Raw genomic sequence first — 15,404 nt, 5'->3', positions numbered from 1 at the left:
AGTCCATCTCCACTCAAGCGCGGCGGACCTTCTTCGCCAAATCCTGCAACCCCAGCCGCTCCACACCCGTCTTGGCCAGCGCCATGGTGCCGTCGAACCCCGCCAGGGCGGCGACGGCAAGGCGATTGGCCAGGGTCGGGCGCAGCAGCAGCAGGTCGCAGCAATCGATGCCGCCGGTGGCGAACTGGCGCTTGTGCTGGCCGTCTCCCTCGGTGAAGTCGAAGCGGCGGCAGGCGGGGTCGGCGAACAGGTCGCGCAACGCCTCGACCTGGAGGACGGCGCCGACCGACAGATCGCCGAACCGCGGATCGTGGCCGACATATTCGTAGATCACGGTGCCGTCATGGACGGGACAATAGAGATAAGCGGCAGGCTCACCGCCGACATACAATAGCCAGGCGCGGACATTGCCCTCCGCCGCCATGACGTACATGCGCTGGAGGAAATCGGGCGTGTCGGGCAGGCCCGCACCCATCAGCTTTTCCTGATAGGTGGCGAGCGCGAGGCGGCGGGCGACCTCGTGGAACTCGCGCAATTCGGCGGGAGTCGCGAAGCGGCGCACGTCGAGCGTACCGCCCGAGGCGGCGGCGACCTTCTTCGCCTTGCGCTTGATGCCCGAGCGCGTGTTCGACGACAGGCAATCGAGATAGGCCTGAAACCCGATCGTCAGGTCGGCGTAGCGGCGCGTGTAGCGCTGCCGCGTGAAGGCGATCGCCGGGCTGGCCGCATAGGCGAGCGCATGGCGGTGGTGCTCGGCGAGCGAGGTGACGAGATAGCCGTCAGCGGTCGGATCGAGCGCCGGCAGATCGGGCAGGTCCCCATCGATCGCGTCGTCGAGGCTGAGCGGCACGCGAACGAGGTCGCGGCGGATCGCGCCGAGCGTGCGCGCGCCGATCTGGAATTTGAGCGGCAGCGGGCGCGCAGTGCTCACGCCGCGCGTTCCTCGACCAGGTTCGACCAGAGTTGCTCGGCCTGGCGCCAGCGCGTGCGCAGCATGTTGGGGGCGAGCGGAGTCGCCTGACTCGCACTGGCGAAGTCGGGCAGGTCGCGGAACCAGGTGGTCGGCAGCGTCGATCGCGCGTCGGCGAGCATCGCGCACAATCCTTCGAACCGCGTGACATGGACCCCGTTGGCGCGGGTGCCAGCGCGATTGGCGAGCTCGAAGCCGTGGCTGACGACGGTCACCGCCTCATGCTCCTCGGCCACCGCATGATCGAGCGCGGCGCGCATCTCGCCCAGCGACAACGCGCAGATCTGGAAATGGCGCAGATTGCCCGGCACGTCCTCGATCACCGTCACCGGGACCTCGGTCACGCCATTGTACGCGACGGGGGCGATTTGGCGCTGCGGCAGACCGATCTGGCTGGGCCACGGCGCGTCGGCGCCATTATGGCTGCTGTCGTAGCGGAAGCCGAGCTCGGCGAGCGCGACCAGCGTGTCGTCATTGGCGGCATAGCTGCCGGCGCGGAAGGCGACCGGATCGGACGCGCCGCATGCCTTGAGCAAGTCGCGCGCGCCCGCGATCAGCGCGCGTTGTTCGTCGAGATTGTAATCGATCAGCTCGAACCGGCCCGAGCTCTTGCCGGCATCGTCCGCTCTCGCGCCCGCCCAATTGGGGTGCATGTGCAGTTGCACCTCCTGCCCCGCTGCGAGGATCGTTTCAACCACTGGGCGGATCGCGTCGAGCCCGAACACCATGGTCGGCATCGGGTCGACGAAGAACGTGCCCTTGAGGCCGTGGCGGCCAAGCATATCGAGCTGATAGCGGATGCCCACGCCGGCGGGTTCGAGCGAGCGCGCGATTTGGGTCGCAAGGTCGCAGCCAGCGGCGTGATGGCGCCACATCAGCTCGGTATCGATGGTGAGGAACACGGCTGTCACGCCGCCGGGGATTAGCGGCAGACGGTGAAGATTTTGCCAATCCCGCTGCATGGCCCCGGCGGGGTAAGCCGGGGCCGATGGCAGGTCAGGCGTGCTCGACGACCGAAAGCCGGACCGCGAGATTGCCGCGAGTCGCTTCCGAATAGGGGCAGACGATGTGCGCGGCGTCGACCAATTCCCGCGCGGTGTCGGCATCGATCCCCGGCAGGTCGACCGCGAGCGCCACGTCGAGTCCGAAGCCGCGGCCATCGTCGCGTTTGCCGATGCCGACGCTGGCGGTGACGGTCGCCTCATCGGCGATGCGGATCTTGCGCTGGCCGGCGACGAAGCGGAGCGCGCCGATGAAGCACGCGGCATAGCCGACACCGAACAATTGCTCGGGATTGGTGCCGCCGCCGGCGCCGCCGAGTTCCTTGGCGGTCTGCAGCTCGACGTCGAGCAAGCCGTCTTCGCTGCGGCCATGGCCGGTGCGGCCGCCGGTTACGGTGGCGCTGGTGCGGTAGAGAATGTCCATGACTGAGGCTCCTTACATATATATCGCGATAACTATTGTCGCGATGGCCGAAATAGCGCCGGGCCTGCCCTTGTCAAGATAAAACTTATCGCGATATACGTCTGCAAAGAAATTTAACGGCGGACGCGACCGATGGATGTGATGAAGCTCGATGACCAGCTCTGCTACGCGCTCTATTCGGCGAGCATGGCGGTGCAGCGTGCGTACAAGCCGCTGCTCGACCGCATGGGGATTACCTATCCGCAATTCCTGGTGCTAAACCTGTTATGGCATGACGGGCGGCAGAATGTCGGCGGATTGGCCGACAAGCTCGCGCTCGAATCGAGCACGCTGACCCCGTTGCTCAAGCGGCTGGAGGCGGCCGGGCTGGTGACGCGGACCCGCAACCCCAAGAACGAGCGCGAAGTGCTGATCGAGACCACGCCCGAGGGCGAAAAACTCAGATCGGAAGCGGGGTGTCTGGCCGAACGGCTGGTCGAGGCATCGGGTGCACCGGTCGCCGGGATCATCGACCTGAACGCGCGCGTGAAGGATTTTCGCGATCGGGTCTATGCCGGGCTGTGACCCTGGCTACGCATCACCCGATCGAGCGGCCATCAGCGATCGGATGCGGTCCGCACTCTCGGACGTGACGGGATTGTAGACGATCATCCCCAGATCGGGGCGCCCATCCACCGCGAAGATCGAGAATTCCAGTTCGATCAGCCCGATTTTGGGATGCCGGATGCGCTTCACGCCTTCCGCATGGCCGACGACGTCGTTGGCCCGCCAAAGAGCCGCGAATTGGGGGCTGGTCTGCGACAGCTCGTCGACCAACTGCGCGATCTCCGCGCCCGCCCCGGCGCGCATCGCGTCGGCGCGGAACGACGCCACCACGAACCGCGCGACGGCCAGCCAATCGTCCTGCGCCGCCTGCACCCGTTCGTCCGAAAACATCATCCGTAGGATATTGCGCCGATCCGGGGGTAGCTTGGCATAATCGGTCAGCAACGCGGCCGCCGCGTCGTTCCATGCCACGACGTCCCAGGTCGCGGTCTTGATCAGCGTGGGGCTGGGCGACAAGGCATCGAGCACGCGTTGCAACCGCGGCGTCACACCCTCGGCGCCGCGGTATCGCGCCTCCGGCGGGCGGCCGAGGCCGAGGATGAACAGATGCTCGCGCTCGGGCTCGGTCAGCATCAGTCCGGCGGCGATGCGGTTGAGCACGTCGGCGGACGGCGCGCCGCCCCTGCCCTGTTCGAGCCAGGTGTACCAGGTCGGGCTGATATTGGCGCGCTGCGCGACTTCCTCACGGCGCAGACCCGGAGTGCGGCGGCGCCCTCCGCCGAAACCGAACGCCGCCGGATCGAGCCGGGTACGACGATCGCGCAGGAAGGTGCCGAGCGGATTGGCGGGTTCGGCAGGCAAGTGACGGGCGATCCTGTTGATGATTATACCATGATAAGGTCACTACTTTTACAGGATGGAGGATAAACCGACATAGCCCATCGAACAATATCGAAAGGCTGTTCCATGCGTGTCTTCCTCACCGGCGCCACCGGTTTCATCGGCTCCCGCATCGTCCCCGCGCTGCTCGCGGCGGGGCATGAGGTGCTTGGCCTGACGCGATCCGATGCCGGCGCGCGCGCGCTCGAAGCGGCCGGCGCGCACGTGCATCGCGGCGATCTGGAACAGCCCGACACGCTGCGCGCCGGCGCGGACCAGGCCGATGCCGTGATCCACACTGCGTTCGATCACGATTTCTCGAATTTCGTGGCGAATTGCGACAAGGACCGCCGCGTCATCGAGGCAATGGGCGCCGCGCTCAAGGGATCGAACCGACCGCTATTGATCACCTCGGGCACCGGCATGGGCAGCCACGATTCAGGCGAGCCCGCGACCGAAGATATGTTCAACACCAACCACCCCAATCCGCGCGCGGCGTCGGAATTCGCGGGCATGGCGTTGCTCGATGCCGGGGTGAATGTCTCGGTGGTACGGCTGCCGCAGGTCCACGACACGGTGAGGCAGGGCTTGGTCTCGCCATATATCGAGCATGCGCGCGGCAAGGGCGTCGTTGCTTATATCGGCGAGGGTCTCAACCGCTGGCCAGCCGCGCCTGTCCTCGATGTGGCCAAGCTTTACGCGCTGGCGATCGAGCGCACGACGCCCGGCGCGCGCTACCACGCCGTGGCCGAAGAAGGCATCCGCGCCCGCGACATCGCCCAGGTCATTGGCGCTGGGCTCGGCATGCCGGTGGTTTCGCTGACGCCCGGGGAAGCGCCGGCGCATTTCGGCTGGCTGGCGATGTTCATGGGGCTCGACATGCCGGCGTCCAGCGCCAGGACTCGTGGGCTGCTCGGCTGGGAGCCAACCGGGCCGGGGCTGCTCGATGACTTGAGGCGGATGGATTATTCTAAGGTTGCATCAGCCGCCTGAAGCGGGGCTAAACTCATCGTTCAACGCTACGTGTGCGTGGCACCCTGATTCTCCCCTCCCTGCAAGGGAGGGGCTGGGGGTGGGTGCCGCCGAGGCACTCGGCGGCCTGCAACAGAATATACTCGGCGGCTCCGTCGGGATTGCCGAGCACGTCAGAATTCCAGAGACGAATGACACGCCAATCGTGTTCGGCGAGGTAGGCCGACCGCCTCTCATCATAGGGCGCTCGATCAACGTGCTGACTCCCGTCGAACTCGACGGCCAATCGGGCGCTGCGGCACGCTAGGTCGATGATGAAAGGTGCAACAACGAGCTGCCGTGTGAAGGCCGGACGATGCCGCGAGACGCGATGCCAGATCACGAGTTCAGCCGGCGTGGGATTGTTGCGCAACTCGCGCGCTCTTCGCGTCAGTTCCGGATCGATGCGGCGGCGCATGTCGCGAGCGTATCGTGGCTCGCTGCGCTCGCCAACCCACCCCCAAACCCCTCCCTTGCAGGGAGGGGAGTCTCCTAGGCTACCGCGAATGGTAGAAGTCGTAGACCTGCTGCGCGACCGCGGCAGACACGCCGGGCGCCTTCTTGAGATCGTCGAGACTCGCCCCTCGCACCGACCGCGCGGTGCCGAAATGCATCAGCAGCGCCTTCTTGCGCGCCGGACCGATGCCCGGAACCTCGTCGAGCGGTGACGCGCCGATCGCCTTGGCGCGTTTCGCGCGATGCGCGCCGATCGCGAAGCGGTGGACCTCGTCGCGCAGGCGCTGGAGGTAGAACAGGACGGGCGAATTGACCGGCAGCATCAGCTCGCGGCCGTCCATCAGATGGAAAACCTCGCGCCCGTCGCGGCCGTGATGCGGCCCCTTGGCAACGCCGACCAGGCAGACGTCCTCGATCCCCATTTCCTCGAGCACGCCTTTGGCCGCGTTCAATTGCCCGCGGCCGCCGTCGATCAACACGAGATCGGGCCAGTCGCCTGCGTCGCGGTCGGGATCCTCGGCCTGGGCACGCGCGAAGCGGCGGCCGAACACCTCGCGCATCATGGCGAAATCGTCGTCAGTCGCAGCATGTTTGATATTGAACTTGCGATACTGGCCCTTGCGGAAGCCCTCCGGCCCCGCGACGACCATCGCGCCGAGCGCGTTGGTCCCCTGGATATGGCTGTTGTCGTAGATTTCGATGCGGTTGGGCGGCTCGGCCAGCTCGAACAGGTCGGCGACTTCGCGCAGCAATTTCGCCTGGGTCGTGCTTTCCGCCAGCCGCCGATCGAGCGCTTCCACCGCGTTGCGCTTGGCCTGTTCCATCAGTCGGCGGCGGTCGCCACGTTGCGGTACCGACAGGGCGACCTTGTAGCCCGCGCGCTCGGCGAGCGCCTCGCTCAGCAGCGCGCCTTCAACCAGTTCGCGGTCGAGCAGCACGTTCCGCGCAGGCGGCACTTCTTCGTAGAATTGGGTGAGGAAACTGGTCAGCACCTCGTCCTCGGGCACCTCGTTGGTATGCGCGGGGAAAAAGCTGCGATGCCCCCAATTCTGCCCGCCGCGGATGAAGAAGGCCTGGATGCCCATCACCCCGTCGCGGCAGGCGAGCGCGAAGACATCGGCGTCTCCGACCCCTTCAGCGTTGATTGCCTGCGTCCCTTGGATGAAGGTCAGCGCCTTCAACCGGTCGCGCAGCACCGCGGCGAGCTCGAAGTCCATCGCTTCGGCCGCGGCGGTCATCTGCGCGCCGAGCTTGGTCTGCACCTTGGTCGACTTGCCCGCGAGGAAGTCCTTCGCGTCGCCGACCAGCTCGGCATAGTCATCGACCCCGATCCGCCCGACGCACGGCGCCGAGCAACGCTTGATCTGATAGAGCAGGCACGGCCGGTCGCGCGTCTTGAAGAAGCCGTCGGTGCACGAGCGTAGCAGGAACAGTTTCTGCAGCGCGTTGAGCGTGTTGTTGACCGATCCGGCGCTGGCGAAGGGGCCGTAGTAATTGCCCTTGGCGCGGCGCGCACCGCGATGCTTCTGGATGCGCGGAAAGTCGTGGTCGGCGCGCAGCAGGATGAACGGGAAGCTTTTGTCGTCGCGCAACAGCACATTGTAGGCGGGACGGAAACGCTTGATCAGCTGCGCTTCGAGCAGCAACGCCTCGGCCTCGTTGTTGGTCGTGACGATCGTCATCGACCGCGTCTGCGCGACCATCCGCTGCAGGCGCTTGGGCAGCCGGTCGACCTGGGTGTAATTGGTGACGCGGTTCTTGAGCGCGCGCGCCTTGCCGACATAGAGCACGTCGCCGCGCGCATCCTGCATGCGATAGACGCCCGGGCGAGCCGGCAGGGTCTTCAACACATTGCGGATCGCCGCCACGCCGGCGGCAAGGTCGGGCACCTCACCACCGCCGCGGACGGTGTAGGTGGCTTTGTCTTCGTTGAATCGGGTCGGCGAATTGGGGTCGGACATGCCCGGCGAATCTAGGGACTCGCCGGGCGTGAAGCTACCCCATGTTACTGGATCGCGGCGAGGTCGGTGGCGATCTTCTTGAGCACGTCGTCGGTGATCTTGCCACCCGACATCGGCGCGACCTGGTTGAGGCTCATCGACTTGAAGCTCTCATACATCGGATGCTGCGAGACGTCGCCGCCGAGATCGGCAGTGAGCACTTCCTTGGCCTTGGCGTCGGCTTCGATCGTCTCGATCGGAGTGTCGAGGGTGAACTTGCCGGCGGCGGCCGGAGCAGCGGCCGCGGGCGCGACCGGCGCGGGCGCGGGCGTAGCGGTAGGAGCCGGCGCGGTCTGACCGGCGAGCAGAGCGATAGCGATCAGCGACATCATGTTTTCGTTCTCCCCTAAAGGTTGGGCCGGTGTGGCGGCGATTGGCGTCGGAATTATGGCAGCCACCCTGCCATCAGGCGCGATGCTGATCCCAGCGATCGAATTCATAGGCGATCGAGCCTTCGACCAGCCGTTCCCACAAGTCGCCGACGAGCTGGGACGGCACGCCCGCGGTTTCGGCGGCGGCTTTGGCGTTGGCGATGACTTGCGCCTTGCGGCCTTCGTCGCGGACCGTGCCGCGATCTTGCTTGATCCGCGCGGCAGCGGTCATGAAGCGGAACCGGATCGCCAGCAGGTCGACGATCTGTCGGTCCACCGCATCGACGCCGGCACGGACGTCGGTCATCGTCTGGCAGTCTTCGGGGGAAATCATGACGGCGTCCCCTAAGGGGTAAGGCAGTCAGCGGCAATGGTTCGGGATGACCGCGCCTCTCTTCCTCCGTCATCCCGGCCTTGTGCCGGGATCCAACGGGCCGCGAGCTGGAAGCTGGAGCCTCTCGTCCAGGGCTTGCGGCACCTTGGATCCCGGCACAAGGCCGGGATGACGACGGAGGTGGAAGTATCGCAGCCCGTCTTAACGGGCCGGGAAAGCTCAGTTGAGCCGCGACAGTCCGGCGATGGTCTTGTCGACCAGCTTGGCGTCGGCGGCGGCGCCATGGCTGTCGGCGATGATCGACGTGGCGGCGCGGGTCGCGACATCGGCGGCCTTGGCACGAACCTCGGCGACCGCGGCGCGCTCGGCGGCGCCGATCTTGTCCTCGGCCATCTTGCCGCGGCGCGCGACCAATTCGGTCGCGTCGGTTTGCGCCTTGGCGACTAGAGCGGCGGCTTCCTGTTCGGCATGGGCGACGATCGCCGCGGCATCGGACGCCGACGACGCATCGCGCTTCTTCGCTTCGACAAGCAATGCCTCGGCCTCGGCGCGCAACGCGGCGGCCTCATCGAGTTGCTGGCGGATCGTCGCGATCTTGCCGTCCAGGATGCGGCCGATCAGCGCCGGCACTTTCTGCCAGAGCATGATGCCGATCACGCACAGCATCGCCAGCGCCACCCAGGCCGGCGGGGTCAAGCCCAATGCCGACGGCTCATGGTGAAGCTCGGTGGTGCCGGTTTCCTTGGCCAGCGTGGTCTCCTGGAGATTAGCCATTGGCCAGTTCCGCTTTCACTCGTGCCGCCACCGTCGCGCGGTCGGGCGTGACGCCCGACAGCTTGGCGACGATCGCCTCGACCGCATCCACCGTGGCATCCTCGATCCCGGCGAACGCGGTCGCCTTGGCCGTATTGATGCGCGCGGTGGCCTCGGCCAGCGCCTTTTCCTGGTCGGCATTGCCCGCCTTGATCGCCTGTTCGGTCGATGCGGTGGCTTTCGCCTTGGCCTCGCCGACCAGCTTCAGGGCCTGGCTGCGCGCGCCGTCGAGGCTGGCGGTATAGCCTTCCTCGGCTGCGCGCGCGGTGTCGCGCGCTTCCTCCGCCGCGGCGATGTCGGCCGAGACGCGAGCGTTACGATCGTCGATCGTCCGCTCGATCTTCGGCACCATCGCCCGGCCGATCCCGAAATAGACCGCCGCGAACACGATCGCGAGCCAGAACAGCTGCGACGCGTAGATGGAGGCTGCTTGGGATATCTGAGGCATCGGAAGCGCTCGTTTTGCTGCTTACTTGACGACGAACAGGATCAGGATCGCGACGACGAACGCGATCAGACCCAGAAGCTCGGCGGCCGCGAAGCCGATGAACAGGCGCCCCTGCTGGCCGTCGGCGGCCGACGGGTTGCGCAGCGCGCCTTCGAGGAACGAGCCGAACACGTTGCCCACGCCGAGCGCGGCCGCGCCGACGCCGATCGCCGCGAGACCGGCACCGATGTACATCAAACCATGATCAGTCATTTTAAACTCCCAGAATAATCTACAGCATTGAAAACGGGACTTAGTGCAGGTGCACCGCGTCGTGGAGATACAGCGAGGTGAGCAGCGCGAACACATAGGCCTGGATCGCGCAGACCAGCAGTTCGAGCGCCGAAACGCCCAGGATCATCAGGAAGCTGCCGATCCACACGACGAAGCCGATCGGGCTGCCGCTGAGGCCGGCATTGAGCCCCTGGACCGCGAAACTGCCGAACACTTCGAGCAGGATGTGCCCCGCGGTCATCGCGACGAACAGCCGCAGACCCAGCGAGAACGGGCGCACCAGGAACGAGATCAGCTCGACCGGGACGATCACCGGCAGCAGCACCAAAGGCGCGCCGTGCGGCACGAACAGCGAGAAGAATTTCAGGCCATGCTTCCAGAAGCCGACCGCCAGCACGATCCCGAACGAGAAGAACGCCAGCACCGCGGTCACCGTGATGTGGCTGGTGACGGCGAAGGTATGGAGGTGCGGAATGATCGCCAGCGGCAGCACGCCGACCAGATTGGCGAACAGGATGAAGAAGAACAGCGAGAACACGTACGGCGCGAACTTCTTGCCGCCCTTGCCGATGTTCACATTGACCATCGAATCGATGAACGACACCGCGCTTTCGGCCGCGACTTGCCAACGGCCGGGGATCAGCTGACGCTTCAGCCCGCCTGCCATGAAGACGGCCAGCAGCACGAACACGACGACCATGAACAGCGCCGAGTTGGTGAACGAGACGTCGTAGCCGAAAAGCTTGAGATCGATCAGGTGACCGACCTCGAACTGTTCCATCGGGTTGATGTCGCCGGCCATTATTCGGCTCGCTCCTTAGAAATGCGGTAGATGTTGCGGAACGCGACGATGATCGCGAGCGCGAGGAAGGTCAGCAGCAGCCAGGGGCTGGTCCCGAGCCAGTAATCGAGCGCCCAGCCGACGATGCCGCCGCCGAGCGGGGCGCCGATCAGTTCCATCAGGACGCGCGAGCCCTGGCCGTACCCCTTGGAGGGTTGCGGCCCGGCGCCCGAACGCGCCTCTTCAGCGGCGCGCGCTGCGGCGATCCGGCTGTCGAGGTCAGTATTCTGGCGATCGTCGGCCAAGGCGCTGAAACATCCTGATAAAGAAACGCCGCCACGCTCTGGCAAGCGGGCGACGATCGGGGCAGCGGAAAGGCCACAGCCCCCGTTTGCTGAGCGCGCGTTTAGGAAAGCGGCCGGACCGAGTCAACCGTCCGAAGGGATAAGCAAAAGCGGAGTGCCTGATTTCTGAATCAGGCACTCCGCTCTAGTTATTTGTGATCGCATCGCTGTTTGCGGAAAACCGGCACCCACTTTTCCGCGCGATACTCTAGATGCAGCGCGGATCGCGCTTCGGCGCGGCGGCAGTGCGCGTCTGCCAATTACCCGCGGGATCGCGATATTTCTCGCCCGGCGCGGTCTTGAGGATCAGGTTGCACCCGGTGGTGAAGGCCATTTCCTCGACCGTCGAGCCGCTCGCCGCGCTCTTCTGGGTATAGACCGCCTTGCGCTGGATGTTGATCTTGTTGACCAGCGCGGACAGGTCCTTGGTCGGGGCACCGACCGCGCCGATATAGCCATCGGGCAGTTCGCCGATCTGTCCCGCGGCGCGCGCCGCGGCATAAGCGGGGTCGCGCTCCTGCGCCGTCGCCGGCAGCGCGATCGCGATCAGGGTGCCCAGCAGCAGGGCGGAAGCAGTCATGGTCCGTTTCATCGTCAGAATATCCCCGGATTCTCGTCGATCAGCGCCTTGGCCTGGCCGTCCAGTTTATACACCACTTGCTGAGTGATGTTGATGTTCAGATTGATCTCGATCGGCTTGTCCGGCGCGGTCACGTTGACGCAACCGCCCAGCAATCCGGTGGCGCAGGTCGCGCCGATCAATACCATCCGTCGCATCTTCCTGGTGGTCAGGCTCAATCGCTCCATCGTCAATCCTGTTCGTATCATGGCTTGGTCTCGCTTGCGGGAGGCTGAACGGGTCGCACACCCGGCTGGATCTTGTTCTGCTCGCGGATCAGCGCGGGCAGGTTGCGCTTTATCAGCAGCGTGGGGTCGTAGAAGCTCTGCGCCGAATCGAGCAGCGAGCGGAAAGGCGCGCGGATCTTGACGTTGAACACGAATGGCAGCCGCTGCAACCGGCGGATCAGGAAGTTGGACTTGGTCCCTTCCCCCTGACTGACCCCGGCGAAATGCGCCTCGGTGATGACTTCGCCCGCCAGCGGGCCGTTCAAGGTCAAATCGAGGTTGCGATAGCGCAGCGACTTCAGGGCCTGGAACGCCAGATTGCCCCACACGCCGACATCCTCCTTGGTGACCTGACCGACATAAGCCAAAGTGCCGCCGCCGGGACGCACGTGCAATTCGCCCTTTTCGATCCGCCCGCCGGTGATGTCGAAAGTCATCGGCAGCGTGCCGTCGAACACGCCGGTCGCGTTCAGATTCTTGAAGTTGAATTGCTGCAGGAATTGCGCGGCATCGACCGCGGTCAGGCGGAAGGTCAAATGCCGGCCGCCGGGATCCGCGAAATCGAGCAAGGTCGGGGCGAGATCGAGCCGCCCGCCGGCAAACGGCCAGCGCGCGTCGGTGACCTGGATGCGCTGCGGGCCGAGCAACTGATAATGGACCACTCCGTCACTGACGGTGATGCCGGTATCGATCGTCTTGACCGTCGCGACCTGATCGGGCGCGGACACCATCCCCAGCAAATCGGTGAAGCGGATTTCGCCCGACAAGCCGGCGACCGGGCCGAACGCGGCGGCAAGATTGGCGTTCTGCGTGCGGAACACGCCATTGCTGGTCACCGCCTGCGGGATCCAGGCGATATGGCCGTGGCCGGTCACCGTGCCCGCGACATCGGCGATTACGCCTTCTGTCACTGGCGTCAGCGCTTCGGGCTGGAATCCTTTGGTGAAGGTCAGGCCGGTGACGTCGATATCGGCCGAGCCCGAGCCGCTCGACAAATCGTGGGCGATCGCGACGTCGGCGACCTTCACCGCGCCGTTGGTCGTGGTCAGCTTGCCGGTCGCGGCGAGGCGATTGTCGGCGAGCGTCAGCGACACGTCGCGGCCAGCCAACTGCCTGAAGCGCGGATCGTGCGCGGCATCCGCCACCGTCAGCGCGCCGCCGACCAGCAACCGCCCGTTCTCCATCCGCCACGTCCCCGCCGCTTGCGACAGGATCAGCGGCACCGCGCCGATTTGGCCGCCGGCATCGTCGAACTTGCCGCCGATCGATTGGCCGAAGCTGCCGTCGAGCGTCGCGATATCGAGCCGGGTCAGTCGCTCAGGCGCGCCGAGCCGCACCGCCAGGCGATCGAGGACGAAATGGCGGTCGCCGAGCCGCAAGGTCGCCTGTGCTACAGCGAGCGCAAGCGGGCTGCTGCCAAGTGCACCGTTGAGCCGAAGGTCGCGCGCCACCGCGCCGCCGCCGATCCGCCCGCCCGCGATCCGCAGCATCGCGCCGTCGACCGGGCAAAGCTGCGTCCGGAACCCGCGCGCATCCAATCCGGAGAGGCGCAGCCGCGCGATCGCCACCGGCGCGCAGGCCGGGTTGACCGCGAGGCTCCCGCGCCCATCCCATTGCGCGAGCAGCGGCAGCCGCAGCCCGTCCACCGCGCCGCCGGGGAGCGGGCCGGACACTGTCGCTTCGCTCTCGATCCGCGTCCGCCCGTCGAGCCCGGCGCTGAACCGGACCGGCGCGAGCGCGAGGCGCGCATTGCCGGCCTCGTAGGGCTCCATCGTCGCGGTGCCGGTGATCGGCGCGCCGGCGCGCTGCTGATCGAGATGCGCGCTGAGATCGGGCAATCCGCCGCCGCCGGCGACGAGATCGCCGCGCAGGATGACGCCACCGTTGGGCCAGACGATCTGCGCGCCGTCGCGGCTGGTCAGCGTGATGCTCGCGCCGCTATCGGCGACCGCGAGCAGACGCGACAGCTTGACCGCGCCCCGCCCGCCATCGGTTGCCGCCGACAGTTCGGCGGACAAGGCGAACTCGCGCGCCGCATCGTCCAGCGCGCGGGCAAGCTGGGCGCCCAGCGGCGCGAGCGGCGTGCCCGCGCCGGACGATCCCCATGACCGGAAGTTGGCACGGATCGCGTCGGGCAAGGCGGCACGTCCCAGCTGCGCCTTGCCGGTGAACGCGCTTTTTGCATCGGCATAGCGATAAGCGCCGTCGATCGCCGCCGCCTGACCGGCAATGCCGCCGCCGGTCAACCGGTCGGCAGTGAGCCGGGCCGTGCCCTGGATTCCATGCGCAGTGCCGGCAAAGCCGAGCGATCCGGCGATCGCTTCGGCGTTCAGCGACGGCGCGGTCACCCGATCGGCGACGAGATTGGCATGGCCGTTCCAGCGATCGAACGTCTGCGCGACCGCCGCGTCGATATCGGCGCGAAACCGGGTCGCGCCGTTGCCATTGCAGCCCGCTTCGCCCGCGCGCACCGGACCGCGGAGATGGATCGCGTCCGAGCGGATATCGATCCTGAGCGCGGCGACTGCCTTGTCGGCCGCGCAGGCGCCGCTCGCGATCCGCGCGCTGATCGCCGCCACTTGCCCCTGGAACCCGCCGTCGAGCCGACCGCTGCCTGACGCCTTCAGGCCCACCACGCCCTGCGGCGCCTCCAATCGCATGCGGCCGTCCTGAAGGTCGAGCTGGATCGCGGGCAATCGAAAGGCGCCGCCTGCCCCCTTGGGAATCAGCCGGTCGAGCGCCCCCAGCGACAGCGCGCCGTCAACGGTCCGCGCGCGCGTCCGCACATGCCCGGCGCGGACCCCGGTGACATGCGCGCCGCCGAAATCGACCGAGGTCTGCACTTCCACCCAATCGGCGATGAGGTCGGGATGCGCGGGATCGCCGATGACGATATTGGTGAGGCGCTGATGGCCGAGCGCAAGGTCCTCGATCGTATAGCGCGCCGGGACCTTTGCCTGCGACAAGACATCGTCGATGAAATGCTCGGCGACCGGCTTGCGCGCCAGCCACAGTCCGGCGAGCACGACCAGCAGCAGCCCGAGCGCGACGCCGAGCCGAAACCGGATACGACGGGCGCGCGACGGGCGGGCAATATCCGGCTCGCTCTCGGTCATCGGGCCCTTGCTTGTTGTCATTAACCACCACGCTACACGCCGCAACGGCACCGGGGCAATTGCGTCGCCCCGGATCGCCGATTAACCCGTGACAGATGGGGGACGTTCCGGAACCGGATCATCTTGGTCACCGCGCGCGGTTGCGGCAACGGCTGCTCGCCGATGCCGACGGCCTGCTCGACCACGAATTGATCGAATATCTGCTCGCGCTCGCCATCCCGCGGCGCGACACCAAGCCGCTGGCTTATGCCTTGCTGCGCGAGTTCGGCGGGATCGCCGGCCTGCTGACCGCCGCGCCCGAGGAACTGGCGCGGGTCAAGGGCATGGGCGAGACGTCGGTCGCCGCGCTCAAGATCGTGCAGGCGACCGCGTTGCGCCTGCTGAGAGCGGAAGTGGCGGAGAAGCCCTTACTGTCCAATTGGCAAGCGGTGCTCGATTACCTCCGCGCCGACATGGCGCATCACGGCAACGAGCGGGTCCGCGTGCTGCACCTGAACACGCGCAACATGCTGATCCGCGACGAGCTGATGAACGAAGGCTCGATCGACGAGGCCCCGGTCTATGTCCGCGAAGTCATCCGCCGCGCGATCGACCTCAAGTCCGCGTCGATCATCCTGGTGCACAACCACCCCTCGGGCGATCCATCCCCGAGCCGTGCCGATATCGACCTGACGCGTGCGGTGGTCGAGGCGGGCAAGAAGATGGGGATCGCAGTGCACGATCATATCATCGTCGGGACGAAGGGATTTGTGAGTCTGCGGGGTCAGGGGTTGATTTAGGAGCGGCGACCA

Annotated in this window: 19 protein-coding genes; 3 read left to right on the top strand and 16 right to left on the bottom strand. The window is 66.4% G+C overall.

Annotated features, from left to right (window positions below; translation table 11 throughout):
• Nucleotides 1-13: 13 nt before the first annotated feature.
• The 3 genes from AC1DRD_RS02330 to AC1DRD_RS02320 all read right to left on the bottom strand — a co-directional run bounded on the left by AC1DRD_RS02330 (nucleotide 14) and on the right by AC1DRD_RS02320 (nucleotide 2,395).
• On the bottom strand, nucleotides 14-931 hold the full coding sequence (locus tag AC1DRD_RS02330; RefSeq protein ID WP_478040040.1) for a GNAT family N-acetyltransferase: 918 nt from the start codon (nucleotides 929-931) through the stop codon (nucleotides 14-16).
• Complete coding sequence (locus AC1DRD_RS02325) at nucleotides 928-1,872, bottom strand: polysaccharide deacetylase family protein (protein ID WP_478040038.1); 945 nt, start codon at nucleotides 1,870-1,872, stop codon at nucleotides 928-930. The genes AC1DRD_RS02330 and AC1DRD_RS02325 overlap by 4 nt, the downstream gene beginning before the upstream one ends.
• A 94-nt stretch (nucleotides 1,873-1,966) precedes the next feature.
• Nucleotides 1,967-2,395, bottom strand: coding sequence for an organic hydroperoxide resistance protein (locus AC1DRD_RS02320; RefSeq protein ID WP_478040036.1), 429 nt, complete (start codon nucleotides 2,393-2,395; stop codon nucleotides 1,967-1,969).
• A gap of 141 nt (nucleotides 2,396-2,536) precedes the next feature.
• On the opposite strand from AC1DRD_RS02320, the gene AC1DRD_RS02315 reads away from it, so the two are divergent.
• Nucleotides 2,537-2,959: a MarR family winged helix-turn-helix transcriptional regulator gene (locus AC1DRD_RS02315; protein WP_478027753.1), complete on the top strand. Its 423-nt coding sequence runs from the start codon at nucleotides 2,537-2,539 to the stop codon at nucleotides 2,957-2,959.
• 6 nt (nucleotides 2,960-2,965) lie between these two features.
• Here the strand turns inward: AC1DRD_RS02315 and AC1DRD_RS02310 are convergent, their stop codons facing one another.
• Complete coding sequence (locus tag AC1DRD_RS02310; protein WP_478040034.1) at nucleotides 2,966-3,802, bottom strand: helix-turn-helix transcriptional regulator; 837 nt, start codon at nucleotides 3,800-3,802, stop codon at nucleotides 2,966-2,968.
• Nucleotides 3,803-3,907: 105 nt separating this feature from the next.
• Between AC1DRD_RS02310 and AC1DRD_RS02305 the strand changes: the two genes are divergently transcribed.
• Nucleotides 3,908-4,813 (top strand): SDR family oxidoreductase, encoded by a 906-nt coding sequence (locus AC1DRD_RS02305; RefSeq protein ID WP_478040032.1) that lies wholly within the window; start codon nucleotides 3,908-3,910, stop codon nucleotides 4,811-4,813.
• A 13-nt stretch (nucleotides 4,814-4,826) separates the two neighbouring features.
• Here the strand turns inward: AC1DRD_RS02305 and AC1DRD_RS02300 are convergent, their stop codons facing one another.
• From AC1DRD_RS02300 to AC1DRD_RS02245, 12 genes are all read right to left on the bottom strand, one after another.
• Nucleotides 4,827-5,249 carry an endonuclease domain-containing protein gene (locus AC1DRD_RS02300; protein WP_478040030.1) on the bottom strand — a complete coding sequence of 141 codons (423 nt, stop codon included), beginning with the start codon at nucleotides 5,247-5,249 and terminating at the stop codon, nucleotides 4,827-4,829.
• A 79-nt stretch (nucleotides 5,250-5,328) separates the two neighbouring features.
• Nucleotides 5,329-7,248, bottom strand: a complete 1,920-nt coding sequence (uvrC, locus tag AC1DRD_RS02295) for an excinuclease ABC subunit UvrC (protein WP_478040028.1) — start codon at nucleotides 7,246-7,248, stop codon at nucleotides 5,329-5,331.
• A 44-nt stretch (nucleotides 7,249-7,292) separates the two neighbouring features.
• The gene (locus AC1DRD_RS02290) at nucleotides 7,293-7,616 is read right to left on the bottom strand and encodes a hypothetical protein (RefSeq protein WP_478040026.1); all 324 of its coding nucleotides are present in this window, start codon (nucleotides 7,614-7,616) and stop codon (nucleotides 7,293-7,295) included.
• A gap of 76 nt (nucleotides 7,617-7,692) precedes the next feature.
• A complete protein-coding gene (locus AC1DRD_RS02285) occupies nucleotides 7,693-7,992 on the bottom strand; it encodes a chorismate mutase (protein WP_478027747.1) in 300 nt (99 codons plus the stop codon).
• Between the two features lie 219 nt (nucleotides 7,993-8,211).
• Nucleotides 8,212-8,766 carry a F0F1 ATP synthase subunit B family protein gene (locus tag AC1DRD_RS02280; RefSeq protein ID WP_478040024.1) on the bottom strand — a complete coding sequence of 185 codons (555 nt, stop codon included), beginning with the start codon at nucleotides 8,764-8,766 and terminating at the stop codon, nucleotides 8,212-8,214.
• Nucleotides 8,759-9,253 (bottom strand): F0F1 ATP synthase subunit B family protein, encoded by a 495-nt coding sequence (locus AC1DRD_RS02275; protein ID WP_478040022.1) that lies wholly within the window; start codon nucleotides 9,251-9,253, stop codon nucleotides 8,759-8,761. The genes AC1DRD_RS02280 and AC1DRD_RS02275 overlap by 8 nt, the downstream gene beginning before the upstream one ends.
• Nucleotides 9,254-9,274: 21 nt before the next feature.
• Entirely contained in the window at nucleotides 9,275-9,487 is a 213-nt protein-coding gene (locus tag AC1DRD_RS02270) for a F0F1 ATP synthase subunit C (protein ID WP_066586696.1), read from the bottom strand.
• Nucleotides 9,488-9,545: 58 nt separating this feature from the next.
• The gene (locus tag AC1DRD_RS02265; RefSeq protein WP_478028233.1) at nucleotides 9,546-10,331 is read right to left on the bottom strand and encodes a F0F1 ATP synthase subunit A; all 786 of its coding nucleotides are present in this window, start codon (nucleotides 10,329-10,331) and stop codon (nucleotides 9,546-9,548) included.
• Nucleotides 10,328-10,612 carry an AtpZ/AtpI family protein gene (locus AC1DRD_RS02260; protein ID WP_478040020.1) on the bottom strand — a complete coding sequence of 95 codons (285 nt, stop codon included), beginning with the start codon at nucleotides 10,610-10,612 and terminating at the stop codon, nucleotides 10,328-10,330. Before AC1DRD_RS02260 ends, AC1DRD_RS02265 begins: the two co-directional genes overlap by 4 nt.
• A 247-nt stretch (nucleotides 10,613-10,859) precedes the next feature.
• Nucleotides 10,860-11,231 (bottom strand): YdbL family probable chaperone protein, encoded by a 372-nt coding sequence (locus AC1DRD_RS02255; protein WP_478027743.1) that lies wholly within the window; start codon nucleotides 11,229-11,231, stop codon nucleotides 10,860-10,862.
• 14 nt (nucleotides 11,232-11,245) lie between these two features.
• Nucleotides 11,246-11,428, bottom strand: a complete 183-nt coding sequence (locus AC1DRD_RS02250; RefSeq protein ID WP_478028232.1) for a YnbE family lipoprotein — start codon at nucleotides 11,426-11,428, stop codon at nucleotides 11,246-11,248.
• Nucleotides 11,429-11,475: 47 nt separating this feature from the next.
• A complete protein-coding gene (locus tag AC1DRD_RS02245; RefSeq protein ID WP_478040018.1) occupies nucleotides 11,476-14,613 on the bottom strand; it encodes an intermembrane phospholipid transport protein YdbH family protein in 3,138 nt (1,045 codons plus the stop codon).
• A 95-nt stretch (nucleotides 14,614-14,708) separates the two neighbouring features.
• Between AC1DRD_RS02245 and radC the strand changes: the two genes are divergently transcribed.
• Nucleotides 14,709-15,392: a RadC family protein gene (radC, locus tag AC1DRD_RS02240; protein WP_478040016.1), complete on the top strand. Its 684-nt coding sequence runs from the start codon at nucleotides 14,709-14,711 to the stop codon at nucleotides 15,390-15,392.
• The last annotated feature ends 12 nt before the right edge of the window (nucleotides 15,393-15,404 follow it).

The sequence above is a fragment of the Sphingomonas sp. P4_G2 genome (assembly GCF_056401155.1).
The sequence above is the reverse complement of the archived record's forward strand: the minus strand, read 5'-3'. Positions and strand labels throughout refer to the sequence as shown.

Bases quoted from the DNA above. Each gene is read 5' to 3' on its own strand.
- AC1DRD_RS02320 (WP_478040036.1), bottom strand. From the start codon at position 2,395: ATGGACATTCTCTACCGCACCAGCGCCACCGTAACCGGCGGCCGCACC.
- AC1DRD_RS02315 (WP_478027753.1), top strand. From the start codon at position 2,537: ATGAAGCTCGATGACCAGCTCTGCTACGCGCTCTATTCGGCGAGCATG.
- AC1DRD_RS02305 (WP_478040032.1), top strand. From the start codon at position 3,908: ATGCGTGTCTTCCTCACCGGCGCCACCGGTTTCATCGGCTCCCGCATC.
- AC1DRD_RS02300 (WP_478040030.1), bottom strand. From the start codon at position 5,249: ATGCGCCGCCGCATCGATCCGGAACTGACGCGAAGAGCGCGCGAGTTG.
- uvrC (WP_478040028.1), bottom strand. From the start codon at position 7,248: ATGTCCGACCCCAATTCGCCGACCCGATTCAACGAAGACAAAGCCACC.
- AC1DRD_RS02290 (WP_478040026.1), bottom strand. From the start codon at position 7,616: ATGTCGCTGATCGCTATCGCTCTGCTCGCCGGTCAGACCGCGCCGGCT.
- AC1DRD_RS02285 (WP_478027747.1), bottom strand. From the start codon at position 7,992: ATGATTTCCCCCGAAGACTGCCAGACGATGACCGACGTCCGTGCCGGC.
- AC1DRD_RS02280 (WP_478040024.1), bottom strand. From the start codon at position 8,766: ATGGCTAATCTCCAGGAGACCACGCTGGCCAAGGAAACCGGCACCACC.
- AC1DRD_RS02275 (WP_478040022.1), bottom strand. From the start codon at position 9,253: ATGCCTCAGATATCCCAAGCAGCCTCCATCTACGCGTCGCAGCTGTTC.
- AC1DRD_RS02270 (WP_066586696.1), bottom strand. From the start codon at position 9,487: ATGTACATCGGTGCCGGTCTCGCGGCGATCGGCGTCGGCGCGGCCGCG.
- AC1DRD_RS02255 (WP_478027743.1), bottom strand. From the start codon at position 11,231: ATGACTGCTTCCGCCCTGCTGCTGGGCACCCTGATCGCGATCGCGCTG.
- AC1DRD_RS02250 (WP_478028232.1), bottom strand. From the start codon at position 11,428: ATGCGACGGATGGTATTGATCGGCGCGACCTGCGCCACCGGATTGCTG.
- AC1DRD_RS02245 (WP_478040018.1), bottom strand. From the start codon at position 14,613: ATGACCGAGAGCGAGCCGGATATTGCCCGCCCGTCGCGCGCCCGTCGT.
- radC (WP_478040016.1), top strand. From the start codon at position 14,709: ATGGGGGACGTTCCGGAACCGGATCATCTTGGTCACCGCGCGCGGTTG.